General features: G+C 50.0%; 9 protein-coding genes. 3 read left to right on the top strand and 6 right to left on the bottom strand.

Annotated elements, in window-relative coordinates:
* The first annotated feature begins 95 nt into the window (after positions 1-95).
* Positions 96-1352 carry an L-rhamnose isomerase gene (locus H6A34_RS02330; protein WP_205103228.1) on the top strand — a complete coding sequence of 419 codons (1257 nt, stop codon included), beginning with the start codon at positions 96-98 and terminating at the stop codon, positions 1350-1352.
* Positions 1353-1436: 84 nt separating this feature from the next.
* Positions 1437-2450 (top strand): L-rhamnose/proton symporter RhaT, encoded by a 1014-nt coding sequence (gene rhaT, locus H6A34_RS02325; RefSeq protein WP_205103226.1) that lies wholly within the window; start codon positions 1437-1439, stop codon positions 2448-2450.
* Between the two features lie 130 nt (positions 2451-2580).
* Here rhaT and rhaD read toward each other — a convergent pair whose 3' ends face one another.
* The 5 genes from rhaD to H6A34_RS02300 form a co-directional block, all read right to left on the bottom strand.
* The gene (gene rhaD, locus H6A34_RS02320) at positions 2581-3390 is read right to left on the bottom strand and encodes a rhamnulose-1-phosphate aldolase (RefSeq protein WP_021949423.1); all 810 of its coding nucleotides are present in this window, start codon (positions 3388-3390) and stop codon (positions 2581-2583) included.
* A gap of 350 nt (positions 3391-3740) precedes the next feature.
* Positions 3741-11333, bottom strand: coding sequence for a T9SS outer membrane translocon Sov/SprA (sov, locus tag H6A34_RS02315; RefSeq protein WP_420870795.1), 7593 nt, complete (start codon positions 11331-11333; stop codon positions 3741-3743).
* Between the two features lie 151 nt (positions 11334-11484).
* Positions 11485-12090 carry a Holliday junction branch migration protein RuvA gene (gene ruvA / locus H6A34_RS02310; RefSeq protein WP_205103222.1) on the bottom strand — a complete coding sequence of 202 codons (606 nt, stop codon included), beginning with the start codon at positions 12088-12090 and terminating at the stop codon, positions 11485-11487.
* A gap of 168 nt (positions 12091-12258) precedes the next feature.
* On the bottom strand, positions 12259-13668 hold the full coding sequence (locus H6A34_RS02305) for a DUF5723 family protein (RefSeq protein ID WP_205103220.1): 1410 nt from the start codon (positions 13666-13668) through the stop codon (positions 12259-12261).
* A gap of 21 nt (positions 13669-13689) precedes the next feature.
* Positions 13690-15429, bottom strand: coding sequence for a hypothetical protein (locus H6A34_RS02300; protein WP_205103218.1), 1740 nt, complete (start codon positions 15427-15429; stop codon positions 13690-13692).
* Between the two features lie 1294 nt (positions 15430-16723).
* Between H6A34_RS02300 and H6A34_RS02295 the strand changes: the two genes are divergently transcribed.
* On the top strand, positions 16724-17623 hold the full coding sequence (locus H6A34_RS02295) for a diaminopimelate dehydrogenase (protein ID WP_021949428.1): 900 nt from the start codon (positions 16724-16726) through the stop codon (positions 17621-17623).
* 108 nt (positions 17624-17731) lie between these two features.
* On the opposite strand, the gene H6A34_RS02290 is transcribed toward H6A34_RS02295, so the two are convergent.
* The gene (locus H6A34_RS02290; RefSeq protein ID WP_420870794.1) at positions 17732-19147 is read right to left on the bottom strand and encodes a C1 family peptidase; all 1416 of its coding nucleotides are present in this window, start codon (positions 19145-19147) and stop codon (positions 17732-17734) included.
* Positions 19148-19240 lie beyond the last annotated feature (93 nt).

Genomic DNA, 19240 nt, shown 5'->3' with positions numbered 1-19240 from the left:
CAGACAGGGAACAGCATGCGTACCCGCAGCCTGCCGACCAACCCATTTATTACGGCAGAATAAAATCAAATAACATAAACCTTAAAACGAACAACATGAAGGAAGAACTTATAACCAAGGCTTATGAAATAGCCAAAGAGCGTTACGCCGAAATAGGCGTCGACACGGAGAAAGTAATCGCGCAAATGCAAGATTTCCACCTCAGCCTGCACTGCTGGCAGACCGATGACGTAATCGGATTCGAGAACCTTACGGGCTCGCTTAGCGGCGGTATAGCCACAACAGGCAACTATCCCGGCCGTGCACGCAACATCGACGAGGTGCGCATGGACATAGAGAAGGCAAAAAGCCTCATACCGGGCACACACAGACTGAACCTGCACGAAATATACGGAGACTTCAAGGGCAAGTCCGTTGACCGCGACGAGGTAACTCCCGAATACTTCCTGAGCTGGATTGAGTGGGCTAAGGAAAACAACATGAAGCTCGACTTCAACTCAACATCGTTCTCACACCCGAAGAGCGGGAACCTTACCCTGGCTAACCCGGACGACGGAATACGCAACTTCTGGATTGAACACACAAAGCGCTGCCGCGCCATCGCAGAAGAAATGGGTAAGGCGCAGGGCGATCCATGCATAATGAACGTATGGGTACACGACGGAAGCAAGGACATGACAGTAAACAAGCTGAAGTACCGTGAACTGCTTAAAGCCTCGCTTGACGATATCTTCGCCACGAAGTACGACAACATGAAGGACTGCATCGAGAGCAAAGTATTCGGCATAGGACTGGAAAGCTACACCGTAGGTTCAAACGACTTCTATACCGCTTACGCAGCCCAGACAGGCAAGATGATAACCCTCGACACCGGCCACTTCCACCCGACGGAGAGCGTTGCGGACAAAGTTTCGGCCATGTTGCTGTACGTTCCGGAGCTTATGCTCCACGTAAGCCGTCCTATCCGCTGGGATTCCGACCACGTAACCATCATGGACGACCCGACCATGGACCTCTTCAACGAGATTGTAAGGGCAGGTGCGCTTGACCGTGTTCACTACGGTCTCGACTACTTCGACGCTTCAATCAACCGTATCGGAGCGTACGTCATCGGTAGCCGCGCAGCCCAGAAGTGCATGCTCCGCGCCCTGTTGGAGCCATTGGCTACGCTCAGGAAATACGAGGACGAGGGCAAGGGATTCGAGCGTCTGGCACTGCTCGAGGAAGAGAAAGCCCTGCCTTGGAACGCGGTTTACGACGAATTCTGCCTGCGCAACAACGTTCCCGTAGGCCAGGACTTCATCGCCGAGGTGGAGAAATACGAGAACGACGTAACGTCAAAGAGAAACTGATAACACAACAAACAGTCAAGAAACAAGCAGACAAGGATAAAGCCCTTGCCTGCTTGTTATCTTTTTACAGGCAAACTTTATATCATGGAAATATTTATCGGACTTTTGATAATCGCCATCGGCGCCTTCTGCCAGTCAAGCTGCTACGTGCCTATCAATAAGATAAAGGCATGGAGCTGGGAGTCTTACTGGCTCGTGCAGGGCATCTTCGCATGGCTGATATTCCCGCTGTTGGGCGCATTGCTGGCCGTACCCGAAGGGCACGGGCTCATGGAGCTGTACACGGCCGACCCGAAAGCGTCGCTGCTCACGATGTTCTTCGGCGTCCTGTGGGGTATAGGAGGATTGACATTCGGCCTTTCCATGCGCTATCTCGGCGTAGCTCTTGGCCAAAGCATAGCCCTCGGCACGTGCGCGGGACTTGGAACGATACTTACCCCTGTGTTCACGGGTAACACCCAAGACCTTACCACACCGGTTATAGTAGGCGTGGTGGTCACGCTGATAGGCATTGGAGTTATCGGAGTGGCAGGCAACATGAAGTCGCAGTCGCTAAGCGAGGAGGAAAAGAAGAAGGCTGTTAAGGACTTCAACTTTACCAAGGGCATAATAGTGGCATTGCTCGCGGGCTTTATGAGCGCCTGTTTCAGCATAGGCCTGGGCTTCGGCGAGCACCTTAATTTCGGCGATGCGACGGCTCCGATGTTCAAGACCCTGCCCGCTACCCTGCTCGTTACGGCAGGAGGATTCATCACGAATGCCGTGTACTGCTTTATGCAGAACAGCAAGAACAACACATGGAAAGACTACCGTGAGACCGGACTTTACGCCAACAACATCATCTTCTGCGCCCTCGCGGGCCTGTTATGGTACAGCCAGTTCTTCGGATTGAGCCTTGGCAAGGGCTTCCTTACCGACTCGGCCGTGCTGCTTACGTTCTCGTGGTGCATACTGATGGCGCTCAACGTTACGTTCAGCAACGTATGGGGAATAATTCTCAAGGAGTGGAAAGGCTGCTCACGCAAGACAATCGCTGTGCTGATCGCTGGCCTCGTGATACTTATCATATCGTCGTTCCTGCCGCAAGTCATCAAGTAAAAAAGTAAAAAAACGTGCCACCGATGTTTCACAACATTGGTGGCACGCGTCTAAATAGACTCTTAAACTAATATTATCTGAGAATGATAAGATTTTATCGTTTAGCTACATTGATGATATCCATCCTTACTTATTTCGGTAAATTAAACGCTTTGGTCATCTCGGCCATCTGCTCGTCGCTCATTCCTTCCGGCTCCTCGCCCATGTTCTTGGCTGCGATATATATCAGGGCGCTCTTGTTCAGCACGTCAACCTGGTCGAAAGCCTGCATTATGTCCTTGTCGATTGCAAACACGCCGTGCTTTTCCCACATAGCCACGTCATAGTCGTCAAGCTGGCGTACGGTCTCTTCAGCCAGTTTAACACTGCTTGGCAGCTCGTATGGTATTATGCCCAAGCCACGCGGACAGAACGCCTTTGTCTCGGGAATCATGCTCCAGAGCAGCTTGGTAAGCACGTCCTTGCCGAGGAACTTGCGGATATGCGTCATCGCGACGAGTTCGATAGGATGAGTGTGCAGCGACGCACGGTAAGGCGACCCCTTCTCGATGAGATGGTCGTGAACCATGAGGTGAGAAGGCAGCTCGCTTGTAGGATTGACCGGCTGGTCAGCTATGATAACGTAACTTGCGCAGTCGTCAAGTATCCTTATTACGCTTCCGTTCTCCATAGGGCGGCGAGCAAGGTCGCGCATGCGGCGGTTGGTGCCCTTGCAGAAGAAGTAAGCGCCCTTAAGATGTGGCAGGGTAACGCCGATTTGCTTAACCTCGCTGATGGCCGGCATTTGCCTTATATCATCGTCTACAAGTTCGGTAATGTTCACGGTAATGTTTCCGCCGTTACGCTCGGCCCAGCCTTTTTGCCACAGATAGCCGGCTACCTCGGCCACCTTGTCTACTTCCTGCTTAAGAGCGGGACGTCCGTCAAGTATACTTTTCATATTGTTCATAGTTTTATGTTGCAAAGATATGAAAAAATATGACAAACTGTTCAATGTTAATTGATATATAAACTCCATTTTTTGACACGCCGCAAGCAACTACGCCAGTTGAAAATTATAAGCCGAGGCGCGACTATCCTTACAGTCAGCCACGGCCGTACACCATACGAATACAGACCGTAAGCGCAACAAGGTATAATCCTTACGGTTTTAAAAGGCCGCCTTTAACCGTCCGAAAGACGGCATATAACACGGTAAAAGGCCGTCCTTGACAACGCAGAAGGCGGCCTTTCGGATTTGAAAGGAATATGTCTTAAAATGCCGATTGCCCATAACGCCCGGCAAAAGGCTTATCTCGTGAGCGAGAACTTCAGGCTGAGGCCGAAGTCCTGGGTCGTGGTCGGATAACTGCTCGACGACAAGAGAGGCGTGTTTGTCTGGCGGTCATAATAGAAGCTCATCGTCAACAGGCGCGACAGGGTATAGTCGGCAGAGAACGACAGCTTGAATGCCGTGTTGCCGCTGCTGGCCGAATTGGTCATCGAGGCTATGTCGCGGCATATTGAAGCCTGCTTGCGGTAAGACAGGTCGAGGCGCAGGTTAAGGTCGGTATTGAATCCACTGCCCGACTTTGACGTAGTGCTGCCAGTGCTCTCGTCATTGTTTCTGCCGCTCGAGCGCACCCTGCGGCTGCGCCGTCCGCCGAACAGCTTGAAGTTGTTGATTTTATATCCCATGCCCACAACCCAGTCACTGCTGGTTGCCTCGTTTATCTGTATACTCGTCATACTAAGGCTCAGCACGCGCGTCTTGCGGTACTCCAGCTTGCATGTAAGGTTGTTGTTAAACGTCATGTCAATACCCAGCAGCGGCGAGAACGACTCGTTAATGCTCACTGTGCTGACGTTGTACATGCTGCTTGGCACAGGATTGCCCGTCGTGGCGTCGTTGATGAAGCCCAGACCGTTCATGTACTCCATGTACGAACTGTACGAGCTGTACGAGCCTACGGCGTAAATACTCTTGTAAGCGTGGTTGATGTTGAAGCTCTTGAACACGTCGCGGAACCACGGCAGCTGCACCAGTCCGCTGTAACGCACCGTCCAGTTGGGCAACAGGCGCGCCAGCGTGGGAAATATCGAGAGCGAATTGCCGCCCATGGATGTGTAGGCCGAGAGGAACGCCGGTATCATAACGTCGGCACTGTACTTGCTAACGGAGCCGTTGGCCGGGTCAAACTTCTGCCCGGCAAGCGTTGTACCATCAGGATATGTGGCGCCGGCATACTGCGCCTCAACACGGTCACGGAAGCCGTCAAGCGAACGGCAGAACTTCTCGAACGTAGCCGAGCGGTAGCCGTTGGTGGCGTCGCCCATGCTCTCGAAGGCGCTGCCAAGACTTATGGTGGTCATGGTTAACGTGCCGCTCTGCGTGGTAGGCATGCCCGAATACATGTACTGAATGCTCTTCGACTTAGTCTCCGTACGGCTGGCGTTGAGGTCTATCTTCAGGTTCTTTACCGGTTCGAGCGTCATGCGCAGCTGGAAATCCTCGGTAAGACTGGTCGTAGCCGGCGTGGCAACGCTGTCGGCCATGAGCAGCCAGCCACGGTCGGCCGCCTTGTTGATATAGTCGTCGCCGGCAAAACCGAAAGCAAAGCCAAGTCCCGGAGCCATTATGTCGCCGCCACGCTGGCCGAACATGTCGCCCACCTCGGGCATGAAACCGGGCAGGTACATACTGTACTGGTTGCGGTAAGAGAAACTTACGTTGCGCACAAGCATTAGTCCGCGGGCTATGCACTGAGCCGTCTTGTACCACTTTGTGTCCTCAATGGGAGCCTTCGGAGTAACGGTGAGCTTCAACGTGGTAGCCGTGTCAACCTTTGAGATTATGCGTATGCGGTTGTTGTCAAGCTTCCTGTACTTCAAGTTGAACTTACGGCCGTCCTTTGTCCTTGCGCTTACCATCAGCCGCTTGCTGTTCTTGCCGTGTGATATGATGACCGACGTGTCGGGCATGAGCACGATTTCCTTCTCAAAACTGCGCTTGTTCTTCGGCAACACCTTCTTTTCCTTCTCGTCGTCCTTGCTGCCCTTGCCGCCCTTCGCCGTTGTCCGGGCCTTACGGTTGTTGCGCTGCCTTGACGAAGAGAGCCTTGACGAACGCACGGTCTTGTTGAACCTGTCGTTGGTTTTCTTCAAGAACGGTACATGGTTGTACAACTTCTCGAGGTTGAACGTACCGTTGATATTGTACTGACGGTTCATCGTGATTGAATTGCCGAGCGACGTTCCGTCCTCAAGTTCGGTTCCGCGAGTCCAGTTATAGGTCGCGTTATAATTGCCGTCGGCGTTCACCCAGTCGAAAATAGGGATAAGGTTGAGCGGCAGTTGGTATGAAGCCGTAAACGTCTGGTTGTAGTCGAGCGGACGCCCGAAGTCCTTTATGCTCGTCCATACGGAGTCTTTCCACGCCGAGTAACTGTCGGGATACAGGTCTTTGTTAATAGGCGTGTAAGGCTCTTCTATCTCGGCGTTGGTAGCGCTGCTGAAGTTCATGTGCAGGTTCTTGGTCAAATCCCACCTGACAGAGAACGACCTGTTCCACAGGAACTGTTCGCTGAACGTGAGCGGCAGCATGTTACCTTCAGTGCTTTCCATGTCGCGCTCCTGCAGTTCGTAATAGTTGCGCGTCATTTCCGTGTCGAACGAGATGTTCTGCGGCAGCCAGTTAAGTCCGAAACGCTTTAGTATGTCATACCATTTGCTCTTGCTCTTAATAAGCTTACGGAACGGTTCAAAAGGCTTGTACACCGGCGTGTAACTGTAGTTGAGCGCACCGCGCCAGTTGTCCTCGCGCTCGTACACGGTGGTCTGGCCCGTAGTATAACGATGGCTGTGGCTGTAGCTGAACGAGAAGTTGGCAGGGTCGTACGGCATAGGATGGCGTTTGGTCTGTATGCCTACGCGCACGTTTGATAGCGAGAAGTTGGTGTTCGTGGTCTTTGTAACGGCTATGCTCTCTATCGAATCGCGCTCGTGCGAATCGGAAATAGCGTCGAGCGACTCGTCAAGCAGCAAGTCGGTGTCAAGCGGATTGTACTTCGGCCGCGTCTCCTCCTGGGTTATCGAGTAGTAAAGCGGAGCCGTGACCTTTGCCTTGTCGGGGAAGAACCGGCCAAGCTCGATATTCGCCGTAAAGCTGTAAGTCTTGTAGTCGTCCTGCGAACGCTCGGCTACGCCGTCCTCTATACCTCCGAAACCGTTGGTTACTATCTTTCCAGTAGCGTTTAACGAGCCTATATCTGAAAGCTGGACATTGAGAGCTCCCTGGGCAGCCCAGCCTCCCTCGTTGTTGTATTCCTTGAGCCTCAACTCATTTATCCATACCTCACCCGACTTGATTTCGCCCGACAGGTTACGCACACCTATCATCATAGTCTTCACTTCGCCGAGCGTCGGATTACCGACTATGCTTACCTTATTGTTAGGATGGTCTTCATCGTAAGCGCTGTACACGCTGACGAACGACGCCAGGCCTTGTGACTTGGCCGTATTGCGGGCCTTCTTAATGTTGGTGAACACGCTCAGTGGTATGTCGAGCATGTTCTCCTCAGGCCATACCATGCGTGCATCCTCCACCGAATAGCGGCCGTAAATGCCGGGCGGGGTAAGCTTCAGGGGTATTTCGTACTCATAATAATTGTTGCGGTAGTCGCTTCCCAGACGTATGAACAGAGCCAGCTGGTTGTCAGAAAGATTGGTCGTGTTCTGCTCGAAAGCATTTGCGTGGACGAACATCTGCAACCTCTTGTACTGGCGTATGTCAAGAGTTGTATTCTTGTAAACGGCCTTCGCCTCGTTTGTAGAGAAGTTGTTTACCGTAAAGCTCAATGCCTGCTCGTTCTCCTCGGCCAGCTGCGGCTGCGTAGGATCCTGTTCACGGGTGATACCTGGCGGCAGAATGTAGTTTACCGGGGTCTTATCGTTGTTTTCCTCGATGTTCACGGCGCTTACCGACATGCTTCCGCTTTCGCTTGAAGTGTTGCTCAACGGCTGCTCGTACATGCGCCATTCGCCACGGACAAGGTCCAACGTGGCAAATCGGAGAACTATAGGCTTGCTGAAGTTGGTAAGGAACATTCGCATGAAACGTATGGAGGAGAAATCGTTGATGGAGCCGACCTTCTCCTCAAAGTCGTCAAGCGGTATGCGGAACTGATACCATGTAGCATGTCCCTCATCGCCGTTGCGCAACGTAGGGGAAGTCTCACGTTTGTCAACGATGAAGTTCTGGCCGACAACGAAGTCTTCAGGGCGCATGCTTATGCGGTACTGGTAGTAGTTCTCGTACTCGTTCAGGGTGTAATCCTGGTTGATGTCCTCGACGTCGGGCGTAGTTTTATATGACGTATCGTAGCTTTCGGTACGGCTGTTGCTGTCGGGCGAGTTGCCCTGCGGATTGTTGATTCGTTTATAGCGCCGCAGGATCGGAGCCTCAATACGGTCGAAATCAGAACCACGGAAATAATGATAGTCGTCGTTTGCGGGGTCGTTCATTATTGAATCAAGCTGCGCCGGCGACACTTTACCTTGTATCGCGGACAAAAATTCCTGATAAGCCCCGAACTCACGTTCCTCCTCATCCGTCAATCCATTGTATCCTACGTCCTGCAACTCACGAGAACCGTCGGTTGTGGCAAAGGCATACGTTACGGTAGCCTGCGTCGGAATCTTACCCCATTGAGTTGTAGTGTAACTCTCCGAGCCGTCCACAGGCATGCCGCTCTCATAGAACTTACGGCCGTCACGAAGCACATCTTCACTCACTTCACCGAGGTTGATATACAAATCACCACCGTATTGATTGGCATCAGACTGTTGGTTGGAATAAATAAAAGGGTCAAGCAGCCAAAACTCTATATACTCAATATTGGCCGTCTCGAAGTCGCTGGTATCGAGCTTGCGCATCATTCCGCCCCAATGTTGCTGCGGATTCTGCAAGGTTCCGTCATAATTGAGGTTCGGGTTGAAGTTATACGGACCGCGCTCGTCCGGATAATATGCAAGGTTTAGTATAGGAATAGTGGATACCGAGCCGCTGTACGAATTCTCGCTACGGGCCGGGAACAACTCACGGACATATACCTCGCGCACGTAGTAATTGCTCAACTGGTCAAGGTCGCTCTTGATATGCGACGGAGTTAACGACGAGCTGCGCCGCGTAAACAATGGGTCTATCGTATACCAAGCCAGCAACGCGCGGTTGTATCCGCTCTGGAGCGTGGTCTTGTCGCTATGCTCAGGAAACATCGAAGGTACACTCGATAAAATCCACGATGTAGGCGTGGACACGTCGATGGCATTTTTAGTATTCTCGAAGTCATCAATATACGAAGCGTTATCCTGCACACCACTGGCTTGTCCGGCTATAAGCTGGGCAAATTCGCCTGTAAACGAAATCTGGGAAGGCTGAGTACAATGCAGGAAAGGCAGTTTGTCAAGCATATTGGTAAGCCATTGACTCTCCTGTTTCCAGTTAATGTTAAGTCCCCAAAGAGTGTTGTTCAAAGGCTCTGAACCCATCGAAACCTTCGTGGTCAGCGCCTGTTCGGACAAATGTTGAATGGTTCCGCTAAGCTGGAAGTTTTTTGAAAAGTCATATTGCCAGTTCAATCCGAGGAAAGTCTTTCGTTCCTGGGCATAGTCCGTGTTGCTTTCAAGCGATACGTTGACTGTCGTTCCCGCATCAATGATGCTTTGATTAAGTATCGTAACCTCTCCGGCCGAGTAATCAACAGTATAGTCCGTGCCTTCAGTGAGCGTCACCCCACCGGCAGTAACCACTACCGAGCCTTGCGGAACATTATATGCGCCAAGCGAAATGACATTGGCCAGCGTGCCTCTAAACTGTCCGCTGATCTGGTATTTGTTCTTTTCAGCGATCTGCTTCGCTGTTGTTTTTGTCGAGTCATACAACTCAGTGAAACTATAACGCTGGGCCACAGCTGATGAAACGCCCTTACTCATCAATGCCGTGTACATATAATCACCGAAAGGTTCTACTTTAGGAAAGAACACGCGGCCGTTACTTACAGTGTAACCGTCGACGTAATCAAAGTAGCCGTTGCTGTTAGCCTTGTTATTATTATCCAAACGGTCAGCCCCGATGAGGCGAATGATAGGCTGGTCCTTAACCTGTTGCTCGGGAATATAAGAAAGATATACGCCCGTTGTGTCGCTCTGGTATTTTACATCGAGGCGGAACTTATCTTTCTCGACTGACGAAGCAAGATAATAAACGTTCTTCATCATCAGGTCCCAGTTGCCTTGTTGCGGGTTGTTGCTTGTGTTCTTAAGCGACTTGACGAACAAAGCCTGGCTAACATCCTGAATGTCTGAAGCGAACTCGCCGACCTGATAAGTAACTCCTCCGTAAGTATACTCATAAGCAACCGCTATTACCTGGTCCGTCTGTAACGACGTCCTTAGCGACACATAGCCGAGGGCGGTATTGACAGTGTACTCAGAACTGTTGAGCAGGCGTGCGCTTTCAAGTTTCTCATAGTCGACTCCGCCTGTAAATCCGGGCACGGCATCAAGTACGGTACTTGTCTGGTTGATGTCACGGGCTGCCGCATAACTGTTCACCATCGTGCTATACTCGCTGTTGGCGGTGTTACTCGGAACTGGTTGTCCGGTCAGTCCCCACATCGGGTTGCTGACAGACGTATTCTCGCCAAGGTCGGTCAGGGCAACGATATCACGTGAATTTGTCGTTGTTCCGGTTTTATTGGTCACCCAGATTTCAACTCTATTGATTGTAATACCCGTAGTAAGGTTCGGCAATCGTGACATGGCGTCATCATAACGGTCACGGAAATAACGCGAAAGAAAAAAGTGACGGTTCTCCTCATAGTCGGTAACGTCAAATTCAAATGGCGTAACCTGCGTTCCCCCTTTAGACGATACATTCTTGGATGAAGACTTCTTCTGCGACACTACGGTCTGCAGCGAGAGCTTGCCAAACTGCAAGTCAGTACGTATACCGAACAAAGACGTGGCTCCGGTAACAAGCGACGAGTTGCTTGGAAACGACACATTTCCGCCCTCAACAAGCTTGATGATTTCATCTTCTTTACCTTCGTACTTTAGCTTGAGATTCTGCGAGTCGAAATCAAACGTCGCGTCAGTGTTGTAGTTAAGGTTCATGTTCACCTTATCACCCACTTTTCCGTTGACGCTCAGGTTTATCTTCTCGTCAAAATCCATCGTTGTCGTCTTACGGTTACGTATCGGGAGCGATGGATTGTCTATATTCTTCAATGTTGCTCCGAACTTCAGCTCGGCCGTTCCTTGAGTTTTTATGCGCACTCCTCCAGGTCCAAAGATCTTCTCTGCCGGCCCAAGGTCAAAGTGCATGTCGGCAAACGAGAACTTATCCTTGCCCTTTTCCTTTATCATCGTATCGTTCTTCTCGCGGAAGAAGCGTTCAAACTCTCTCCGCTCGCTCCATTTACGATACTCTTCCGGCGTCATCGCAATAGGCGTTGACAAATAACTGTCACCCATCTTTGAACCTATGTAGTAACGATCCAACGAATCCACATAAACAACTTCCTGCTTTATATTGTCGGGAAACGACAAGTCGGCAGAATAAGTGTCAAGGTCAGCCTGCGTAACGGGAGTTATCCGTTGGATTTTCCAACGTGGATGAAGCAATGAATCGGGAATGGTATCCTCCTCAACTACAATTTTCGAAAGCGCCGTCACGGCCTGTCGCGCGCTGTCATCGGCAGCCGTAGCGCCCTGCCCTGCCCCACCCTGTACAGGACGGGCCGTCCGTACATCCTGACGGAAAGGCACACCAACGGCAAAACCGACCGTGCTTACGGCCAGCAAAACAAACAAAACCGTGTATATCGACTTACGAACCATCAATAATCTAAATGAAAAATGAATAATTAAAAATGAAAAATCATTCAACGAAACGAGCCTAACAAGGTGCGCGAATACCAGTGTAAGCAACAACACCTGCGCCAGCAACCACCAGTATTATCCATTATTCATTTTTCATTATTCACTCAAATGCTTATTTTATCTGTTTCAATGCCAACTTAACAACCTGTTCAACAGGCAAGCCTGGTTGCTCTTTCAATATGGCTACCACAACTTTTGCCGAAGGCGCAGGCGCAAAACCGAGCATGGTAAGAGCCCCCACAGCCTCATCCTTAATCTCCTTATCAACCTGCACGACTGTATTCCCGCCCTGTTCAGGCAGTTCGTCCGTAATACCCAATGCGGCAATCTTGTCACGCAGGTCTACTATAATTCGCTGCGCTGTACGGAGTCCTATGCCCTTAACGCCCTTCAATATTTTCTCGTTGCCGGATGAAATGACGCCGCAAAGTTCTGAAGGAGTCATTTCGGAAAGTATCATGCGTGCGGTGTTGGCACCAACGCCTGATACGGTTATGAGCAGGAGGAACATCTCACGCTCCTGCTTCGAAGCGAAGCCAAACAGCGTATAAGCATCCTCGCGAATGCTCTCAAAGACGTACAACCTGACATCCTTCTTGCCTTGAACGGCCGTATATGTATTAAGGGTGATACTAAGACCGTAACCTACCCCGGCAACTTCCACTACCGCATACGCCGGAGAAAGTTCAACCAATTCACCCTTTACGTATTCTATCATTATCTGAAAAAATTACAATTACACCTTAACTAAAAACGCAACAGATATCTTTTTATTGTATAAAAGAGTTAAGAGTGAAAAGTTAAAAGTGAAAAATCCATGTGGCTTGAAGGTTTAAGCCTAACGGATTTTTCACTTTTAACTTTTCACTCTTATCTTTTCTGCTCCTTACCAGGTAACGCTCATACCTATATTTAAACTTGCGTTGGAACTGAGAGGAATGCTCTCCTTGCTCTGTTTTCCGAGCAGATGGTCCATACCGATAAAGAAGTTATATCCCTTTGGATGTATATTCAGCACCCAGCCCATGCTTGTCGTAAAGCTGTTCACCGCAAGATTTACACCGCCATCGAGCCATTTCAGAGGCGTCCAATTAGCGCTCAGGCGTCCTTCCGTCCATGTATAAGCCCCTTTTATGCGAGTACTGCTGAGCAATCCGAACGTAATCTTGCGGTAAACCGGCAGGTTATATTCAGCGCCGAAATTAAGCGTTGCGCCGATTCCCGTCGTGCGCCCGCCTTGGTCGCCATTATCCCTAAGATTAAGGAAGTCGGTCATTTGGTCACCGTAATTGTCTGCCTGGTCGTCAAACGACACACCTGAACCGTCGTTTACCGAAATGTCATGGAAACCATCAAACTCGAACTTATCCGAGCGGTTAACGGCCTGAGCATTCTCACTCCAACTTATAAAGCCGAGGTCGAGTACCGCAGCGCTCACTTGCCAGTCATCATTTATACGGTAAACGCCACCAAGGTCGATGGCCATACCGAAACCGCCAAGCCCGAAACCGTCGACGTCGACATCGCTGACTTTCTCATACTCGCCCTTGTCGGGATTGTTGTACTCATCAGTTTCGGACACAAATGAAAAGCCTTTCAGCGAAACGTCGGCCGTAGCCTTGCCAGATACCGTCCACTTGTCGTTAGCCGCAAGGTCGGCCTTGACGTCACTGAACTTCAGGTCGGCACGGCCCAATCCGAACAGGAACTTCAGCTTCGCCCCGACACGCAGCTTCTCGTTTATTTGGCGTGAATGGCCGAAAGCCAGTTCGGCATACGACATTGCATGGGCATTAATGTCGCCAATGTCATAAGTCTTGTTGCCCGTATTCTTGGCAAACTCGAACAATTCGTACGGCAACGAAATGCCGAAAGTTGTCTTTGAACTGATTTCAATGGTGTTGTATCCGCCGAAAGCCTTGAATCCGCCGGAGAACAACATTATGCCGACATCACCCATGATACGGTTGTTGCCCTTGCTGAATCCGTCGAGCGCCGCTCCCGTAGAGATATAGGGATTCATGAATGTGGTCAGCTTTTTGTCGCTGCCATGGGGATACATCGGGTTGTCAAACACTACATCCTCATATCCGAAGTTGCCGTGCGTGTTGACACTGATATTGCCGAGCGCCGGTATCGAGACATAGTTCTGTTCATTACCGAACGCGGGGTTCATGTCGTGGCGGAACTTATAGTCGTCGGTGAAATAAGCCGAATTAAGTCCCTGGGCCATGGCTCCGCCCGCCGCGGCTATCATTATGACGGCAGCCGCAAGCCTTGTATATGATTGTTTCATTGTATTTCCTGTTTTTATGGATTAGTTGAAATCACCTATTACCTTGCCAACAAGTTTCACGTTGATGTCACGTGCTATGATAAAGTGCTTCTTGGAGTTAAGGGTCTTGCCCACTACCGGGTTCTGTCCATCTTCGGAAGCACGTGCCTCGACATTGAACACCAGGCCGTCAAGACGGCTGAACGCGCCCTCGCTTTTCTGCCGGATGTTTACGGTAAGGGGCGTCTCGGCTGAGTTCTCGCCGTCAGCCGAGGCCAGGACAGTAGTGCTTACCTCAACGGTGATGTCGTTTTCCGACATCACGTTGCCGTCAACATCAACCGCGCTGACCTGCAGGTCAAGATAAGCCGGCACACGGTTCTCCACCGTAGCGCTCATGCTTACATACGAATCCTCGGCCAGTTCAAAGTCGCTGATGTCGTCGTTCCATCCGTCAAGGGTGTCCTTATATACTATACGGGCATCAGCATCGAAAGTAATAGGTGCCTCAATGCGGTAATTCGGCTGTATGGTATATTGCTTGCCGAAGTCAAAGCTGCCATCAGTTTTAGAGTCGGCGGTAGCCTCAGCATCAAACGTTATATTGTCCGGAATGGTCGAAATCAGGTCTGACAGGTTTGCTATAGGCAACACCTGGTCGTACAGCGTAGCGTCAACGGCCTCGGCCCTGCGGCAGATGCACACGTTAGTAGTGCCTGAAGGCTTGACATTTATGCCGTTAACGGGAATCGAAACAGGGTCGTTCCCCTCTTTGTGTGAAGTGATAACACCGTTGATGACACCGCCGATGGCCATGTCGTTGGTCACGGTAAGGAGTATTTGCGGGTTGTAAAGGTCTACCACGACGTTGCCGTCAGTAAGGAAGTCGGGCACGCCCGTAATCTCAACATTACCAAGCTCGTTAAGGTCAATGTCTGGATTGAACTTGCCGTAGGCGCTTGTCACCGTTATATCGTCCATCCTCATAGAGCTCGTTATGCGGCTTCCGTCCACACCGGCTGCGGTTGACGCGGTTGCAGAAACATCCACACGGATGTCGCCGGCCATTACGATTCTGTCACCTTCTATGGCCAGGCGGTCGTTACCCTGGCCGCTTACGGTGAAGTCAAGACTGCTTATGGGTACATCAACGGTTAACGAGGCGGTGGTAGGCACGTCGGTGTAGACAAGCGTATGTCCGTCGGTGCCCTGTCCTGCGTTGTCAAGCTGCATGTACGACGGCAGGGTTACCGTCAGCCTGTCGACCGTGGGCACGGCCTGGCTCAGCTCGCGCGGGAATTCTACAGTAAACGAAATTGCGCCGTCAACGCCTACACTTGTCAGTGACAGAACCTCGTCCGGCTTAGAGCCTGTGTAGGTAAACGACTGCGCCCTGCCGCCCGCCGTTATTTCATAGTAGCCTCCGCCCACTGCGGGAACTGCGCTGATGACTATCTCGCCAGCCTCAGGCGCGCCGGCCTGGCTTACCACTATGGGGTCTATCGCCGGGTGTACTGGAGCCACGTCGTCGCCGGTCTGCTCGAATACATAGTCACCGTTATCCTTGACAACTACGCTTTCCGAACCGTCGAGTTCGAGAACGTCCTCTAACTTGATTGTGTCGGTAGAACTGACAGGCAACGAAAGTCCGTCGCCGCCAATACCGACTGTCATGTCCACTTCGTTGAAATCATAGCCGTCATCCATACAACCGGTCAACGCAAGTGTTCCTGCCAATACAACGCATGGCAGGATTACTTTCTTTAATCGATTACAATTCATTTAATTAGGTAATGTTAATTAATATAAGTATGTTGGTTATTCTATTATGATACTAACGTGTACTTGTCCAGTTCCGCTTTATATGTTGCAAAACCAAATCCCTTGGCTTACCGCCTCATTAACTTTTTTTGCAAATTTACAAGTTTATTTTTATTTACTGGCAGATTTTGTGTTAACATGTATTAAATATATTATTATGTATTAAAACAGTGTACACAACGAAAAGGTTTGTTAAAACTTTTGTAACATCGGGGCGCAATGCCACATACGAAAAGGCATGACAAAGACAACCAGCAATTCAAAAAAAACAGCCCAAATGTATTGCTTGAGCCGGACAACACACTGGCCGGCAACTCATCGGCCACGACCGGCATAATCCATAAAAAAGCCTCCCGCCAAGTGTGGAAATAACGGGAGGCAGTCTACTGAGTAACGATTAATATCGCTTGATTCTCTTTCTATATTTAGATTATGTTGGTTGCAACGAACAGGATGATAACATCTACATCTGCATTATATATCCGGCTGCAAAATTATAAAAATAACATAAATTACCCCCCCCGATTGACTAATTAATGTTAAATATTAAATACCCGTTTGATATGTAAACGGATTGAAAAACAACCATCATCATATATCACGGCCAAAATCAGTCAACAAACAATAAACGTGTTGATTCATCCGGACTAAAAGTCGCGACTGGTATTTTACTTTATTAACAATTTGAATGTCATAGTTTAACAGTCAAATAATAGACAAAACAGAACGGAAATATTAAACATATTAACAAAAACGAGCGTATGTGTCAGCTTATCAGGCCACGAAAGGTGTGCAGGAGCGCAAAAGACGGCCTTTCGCACTGCCGAACATGGCATTTTGCAGTGTAAAAGATGGCCATCAGCGCTGCGTTTTGCGGCATTTTAGCGGCCATACAAACACACCTGAATTTCTACATATATGCAACGTCCTGTGTGTCAACGGTTTACTAAAACGCATATTTTGGCGTATTCACGGCACCTAGACAATTATTTTGAACGGAGGCCCTTCTCACGCGCCCGCCGTTAACACTTGAACCGTTATGAGTTATAATCCTTGTTAAAATACAGGCAACACGAAACCTGCACATTGAAAACAACGCTTTGAACCGCACAATCCATGGATTAACAAAATAACAAAGAAAGAAAAGAAATGTTTACAAACACTCGTTTTTCATGCTTTTGTCTTGCATTTTTGACTAAGTTGCAGTAATTTTGCAGACAAATTAAACAAGTAAGGATAAACAAACACACCAATTATGAAGAAAATCAGAGCGGCCGTAGTGGGCTACGGCAACATAGGAAAATTCACAGTAGAGGCTCTCGAAGCAGCTGAAGACTTTGAAATCGCAGGTATCGTAAGACGCAACGGCGCCGACAACAAGCCCGCCGAACTGGCACAGTATGACGTCGTAAAGGACATAACCGAACTGAAAGACGTCGACGTGGCGATACTCGCCACACCGACACGCAGCTGCGAAGAGTACGCAAGCAAGATTCTGCCGCTGGGTATCAATACCGTTGACAGCTTCGACATACACACGGACATACGCCAATACCGCGCCAACCTGATGAAGATATGCAAGGAGCACGGACGCGTTGCGGTGATTGCAGCAGGATGGGACCCGGGTTCGGACAGCGTGGTGCGCACCCTCATGCAGAGTCTTGCGCCTAAAGGACTGAGCTATACAAACTTCGGCCCGGGTATGAGTATGGGCCACTCTGTATGCGTACGTTCTAAGGAAGGTGTGAAGAACGCCCTCTCGATGACCATCCCCAAAGGTGAAGGCATACACCGCCGCATGGTTTACGTAGAACTGGAAGAAGGCGCAAGCCTTGAAGAAGTGACCAAGGCTATCAAGGCTGACCCGTACTTCGCAAGCGACGAGACCTACGTTATCCCCGTAAAGAGCGTTGATGAAGTACAGGATATGGGCCACGGAGTGAACCTCGTGCGCAAAGGCGTAAGCGGAAAGACGCAGAACCAGCGCCTCGAATTCAACATGAGCATCAACAACCCAGCACTTACGGGTCAGGTTCTCGTCAACGTGGCACGCGCCTCAATGCGCCAGCAACCCGGCTGCTACACCATGATCGAGATTCCGGTAATCGACCTCCTGCCCGGCGACCGTGAGGAGCTGATAAGCCACTTGGTATAAAATAATTAAGAATTAAGAGTTAAGAATTAAGAAAATATGCCTCGCAAATTATTTTTCTACATACAAAAAGAGGCATATTTTCTTAATTCTTAACTCTTAATTCTTAATTTATTCGTCCGGCAGGAACAACGGATCTTCAGGCATTACCATTACAGGTTTCTGCTCATATTGCTTTAGCATGTCGGCGGGAACGTACTTCTTGTCGACAACGAGACGGAACATATATTCGTTAAACCACTCGTTGGTCATGATAAGGCAACCCTTCTGGCCGTAATCCGGGCCCCAGCTGTTCTCCACTTTCCACATAACGGGTTTGCCGTCCGCGTCAAGGTCAACCGCCGTAAGGGTCATGGCGTGGGTACTTCCGCTGTCGTATGTCATGATACGTTGCGCCTTATCCATGCCGAAAGTAGTGCCGAAGAGCGTGCCGTAGTCGAAGTTCTCAACGTCACAATAGCCGCGCTTGCGGTCAAGGAACTTGCCTACGTCGTATGAACTGTACATCTTGCGACCGTCCTTCAGCGAGGCAATAGCCAACTTGGCGATGTCTTCCATCGGAAGGTTGAGATACTTCCAGTTGGTGCCGTCGTATGTGTGGCGGTCATACTCCACCTCATACGTCTTGTAATACTCGCGGCGCGGGTCATTCATCACCATTATGAACGAGCCATAAACAGGCTTTTCACCCAATATTTCGGCAGCAAACGTAACGGGATTGTATTTTTTCGGCTCGGTAACAGTACGTCCCTGCTTGTTCTTGAAAGCATAGGTAAACTCCGAAGGAGGCTCACCCATCGTGAGCGAAAGCATGCGGTACACGGTCGAAAGCATTTTTGTCTTCTCGGCCTTGATGTCGGCCTTGCTCTTGCCCTTTGCCACCATATCCCGAAGCTGGAGACCATACTCACGCAACTTTGACTTGAGCAGGCTTGCCACCTTTGACGTATTGTCGCTCGAATAAGTCTCGGGCATTATCTCGGCAGGCACCAGACCATACTTGGCCACAAGGTCGGCTACACCGCAATAAGTGCCTCCGTCGTTGATTGGGCTCTTGAAGAAGAAGCGCACACGTTCGTCGTCAATGGGTTTGTCGGCGCAATCAATAACACCCTGAAGGAAGAGGTTGGCTTTCTCGAGCTGGTCCCAGAAGAACAGATAGTCGTGCGACAGGTTAACGGTAAGCGAGTCTGTACGTTCAGCAAACTCCGAGCGCAACACATTGAAACCGCTGAACATCCAGCAACGGCCGCTCTGCTTCTGGTCGGTAATGCTCTGCGAGGGTGTCTCAATGCTGAAATAGGTGTCCAGTGAACCCTTGTTGGCATGGTTGGCGGCCAAAGCATCAATGCTGTTTGCGGCCAAGGCGTTAAACAGGGCCTTGTCGGCCGGAGTGCGTTGCTGTGACTGTTGGATAACACGTAGCATATCCTTAGATATGCCCCCATTACTGTCTTGGGCATTGGCCGGCAACATAAAGGCGGCCATCATCATGCCTGCGGTAATTAAAGTCTTGGTTGTCGTCATAATGATAAAAAATGTTTCTTGTTGGCAAAATTAATCTTTTTTATTGAAAAAACTGCCGCCAAGACAATCATTTTGCAAGCAAAAGCACGATAA

Origin of the sequence: Marseilla massiliensis (assembly GCF_016899855.1) — a bacterium.
Classification (GTDB): domain Bacteria; phylum Bacteroidota; class Bacteroidia; order Bacteroidales; family Bacteroidaceae; genus Prevotella.
The sequence above is the reverse complement of the archived record's forward strand: the minus strand, read 5'-3'. Positions and strand labels throughout refer to the sequence as shown.

What these genes read in the sequence shown, in the direction of transcription:
- rhaD (WP_021949423.1), bottom strand. Translation starts at nt 3,390, where the DNA reads ATGAAAAGTATACTTGACGGACGTCCCGCTCTTAAGCAGGAAGTAGAC.
- H6A34_RS02300 (WP_205103218.1), bottom strand. Translation starts at nt 15,429, where the DNA reads ATGAATTGTAATCGATTAAAGAAAGTAATCCTGCCATGCGTTGTATTG.
- H6A34_RS02330 (WP_205103228.1), top strand. Translation starts at nt 96, where the DNA reads ATGAAGGAAGAACTTATAACCAAGGCTTATGAAATAGCCAAAGAGCGT.
- rhaT (WP_205103226.1), top strand. Translation starts at nt 1,437, where the DNA reads ATGGAAATATTTATCGGACTTTTGATAATCGCCATCGGCGCCTTCTGC.
- H6A34_RS02290 (WP_420870794.1), bottom strand. Translation starts at nt 19,147, where the DNA reads ATGACGACAACCAAGACTTTAATTACCGCAGGCATGATGATGGCCGCC.
- H6A34_RS02305 (WP_205103220.1), bottom strand. Translation starts at nt 13,668, where the DNA reads ATGAAACAATCATATACAAGGCTTGCGGCTGCCGTCATAATGATAGCC.
- ruvA (WP_205103222.1), bottom strand. Translation starts at nt 12,090, where the DNA reads ATGATAGAATACGTAAAGGGTGAATTGGTTGAACTTTCTCCGGCGTAT.
- H6A34_RS02295 (WP_021949428.1), top strand. Translation starts at nt 16,724, where the DNA reads ATGAAGAAAATCAGAGCGGCCGTAGTGGGCTACGGCAACATAGGAAAA.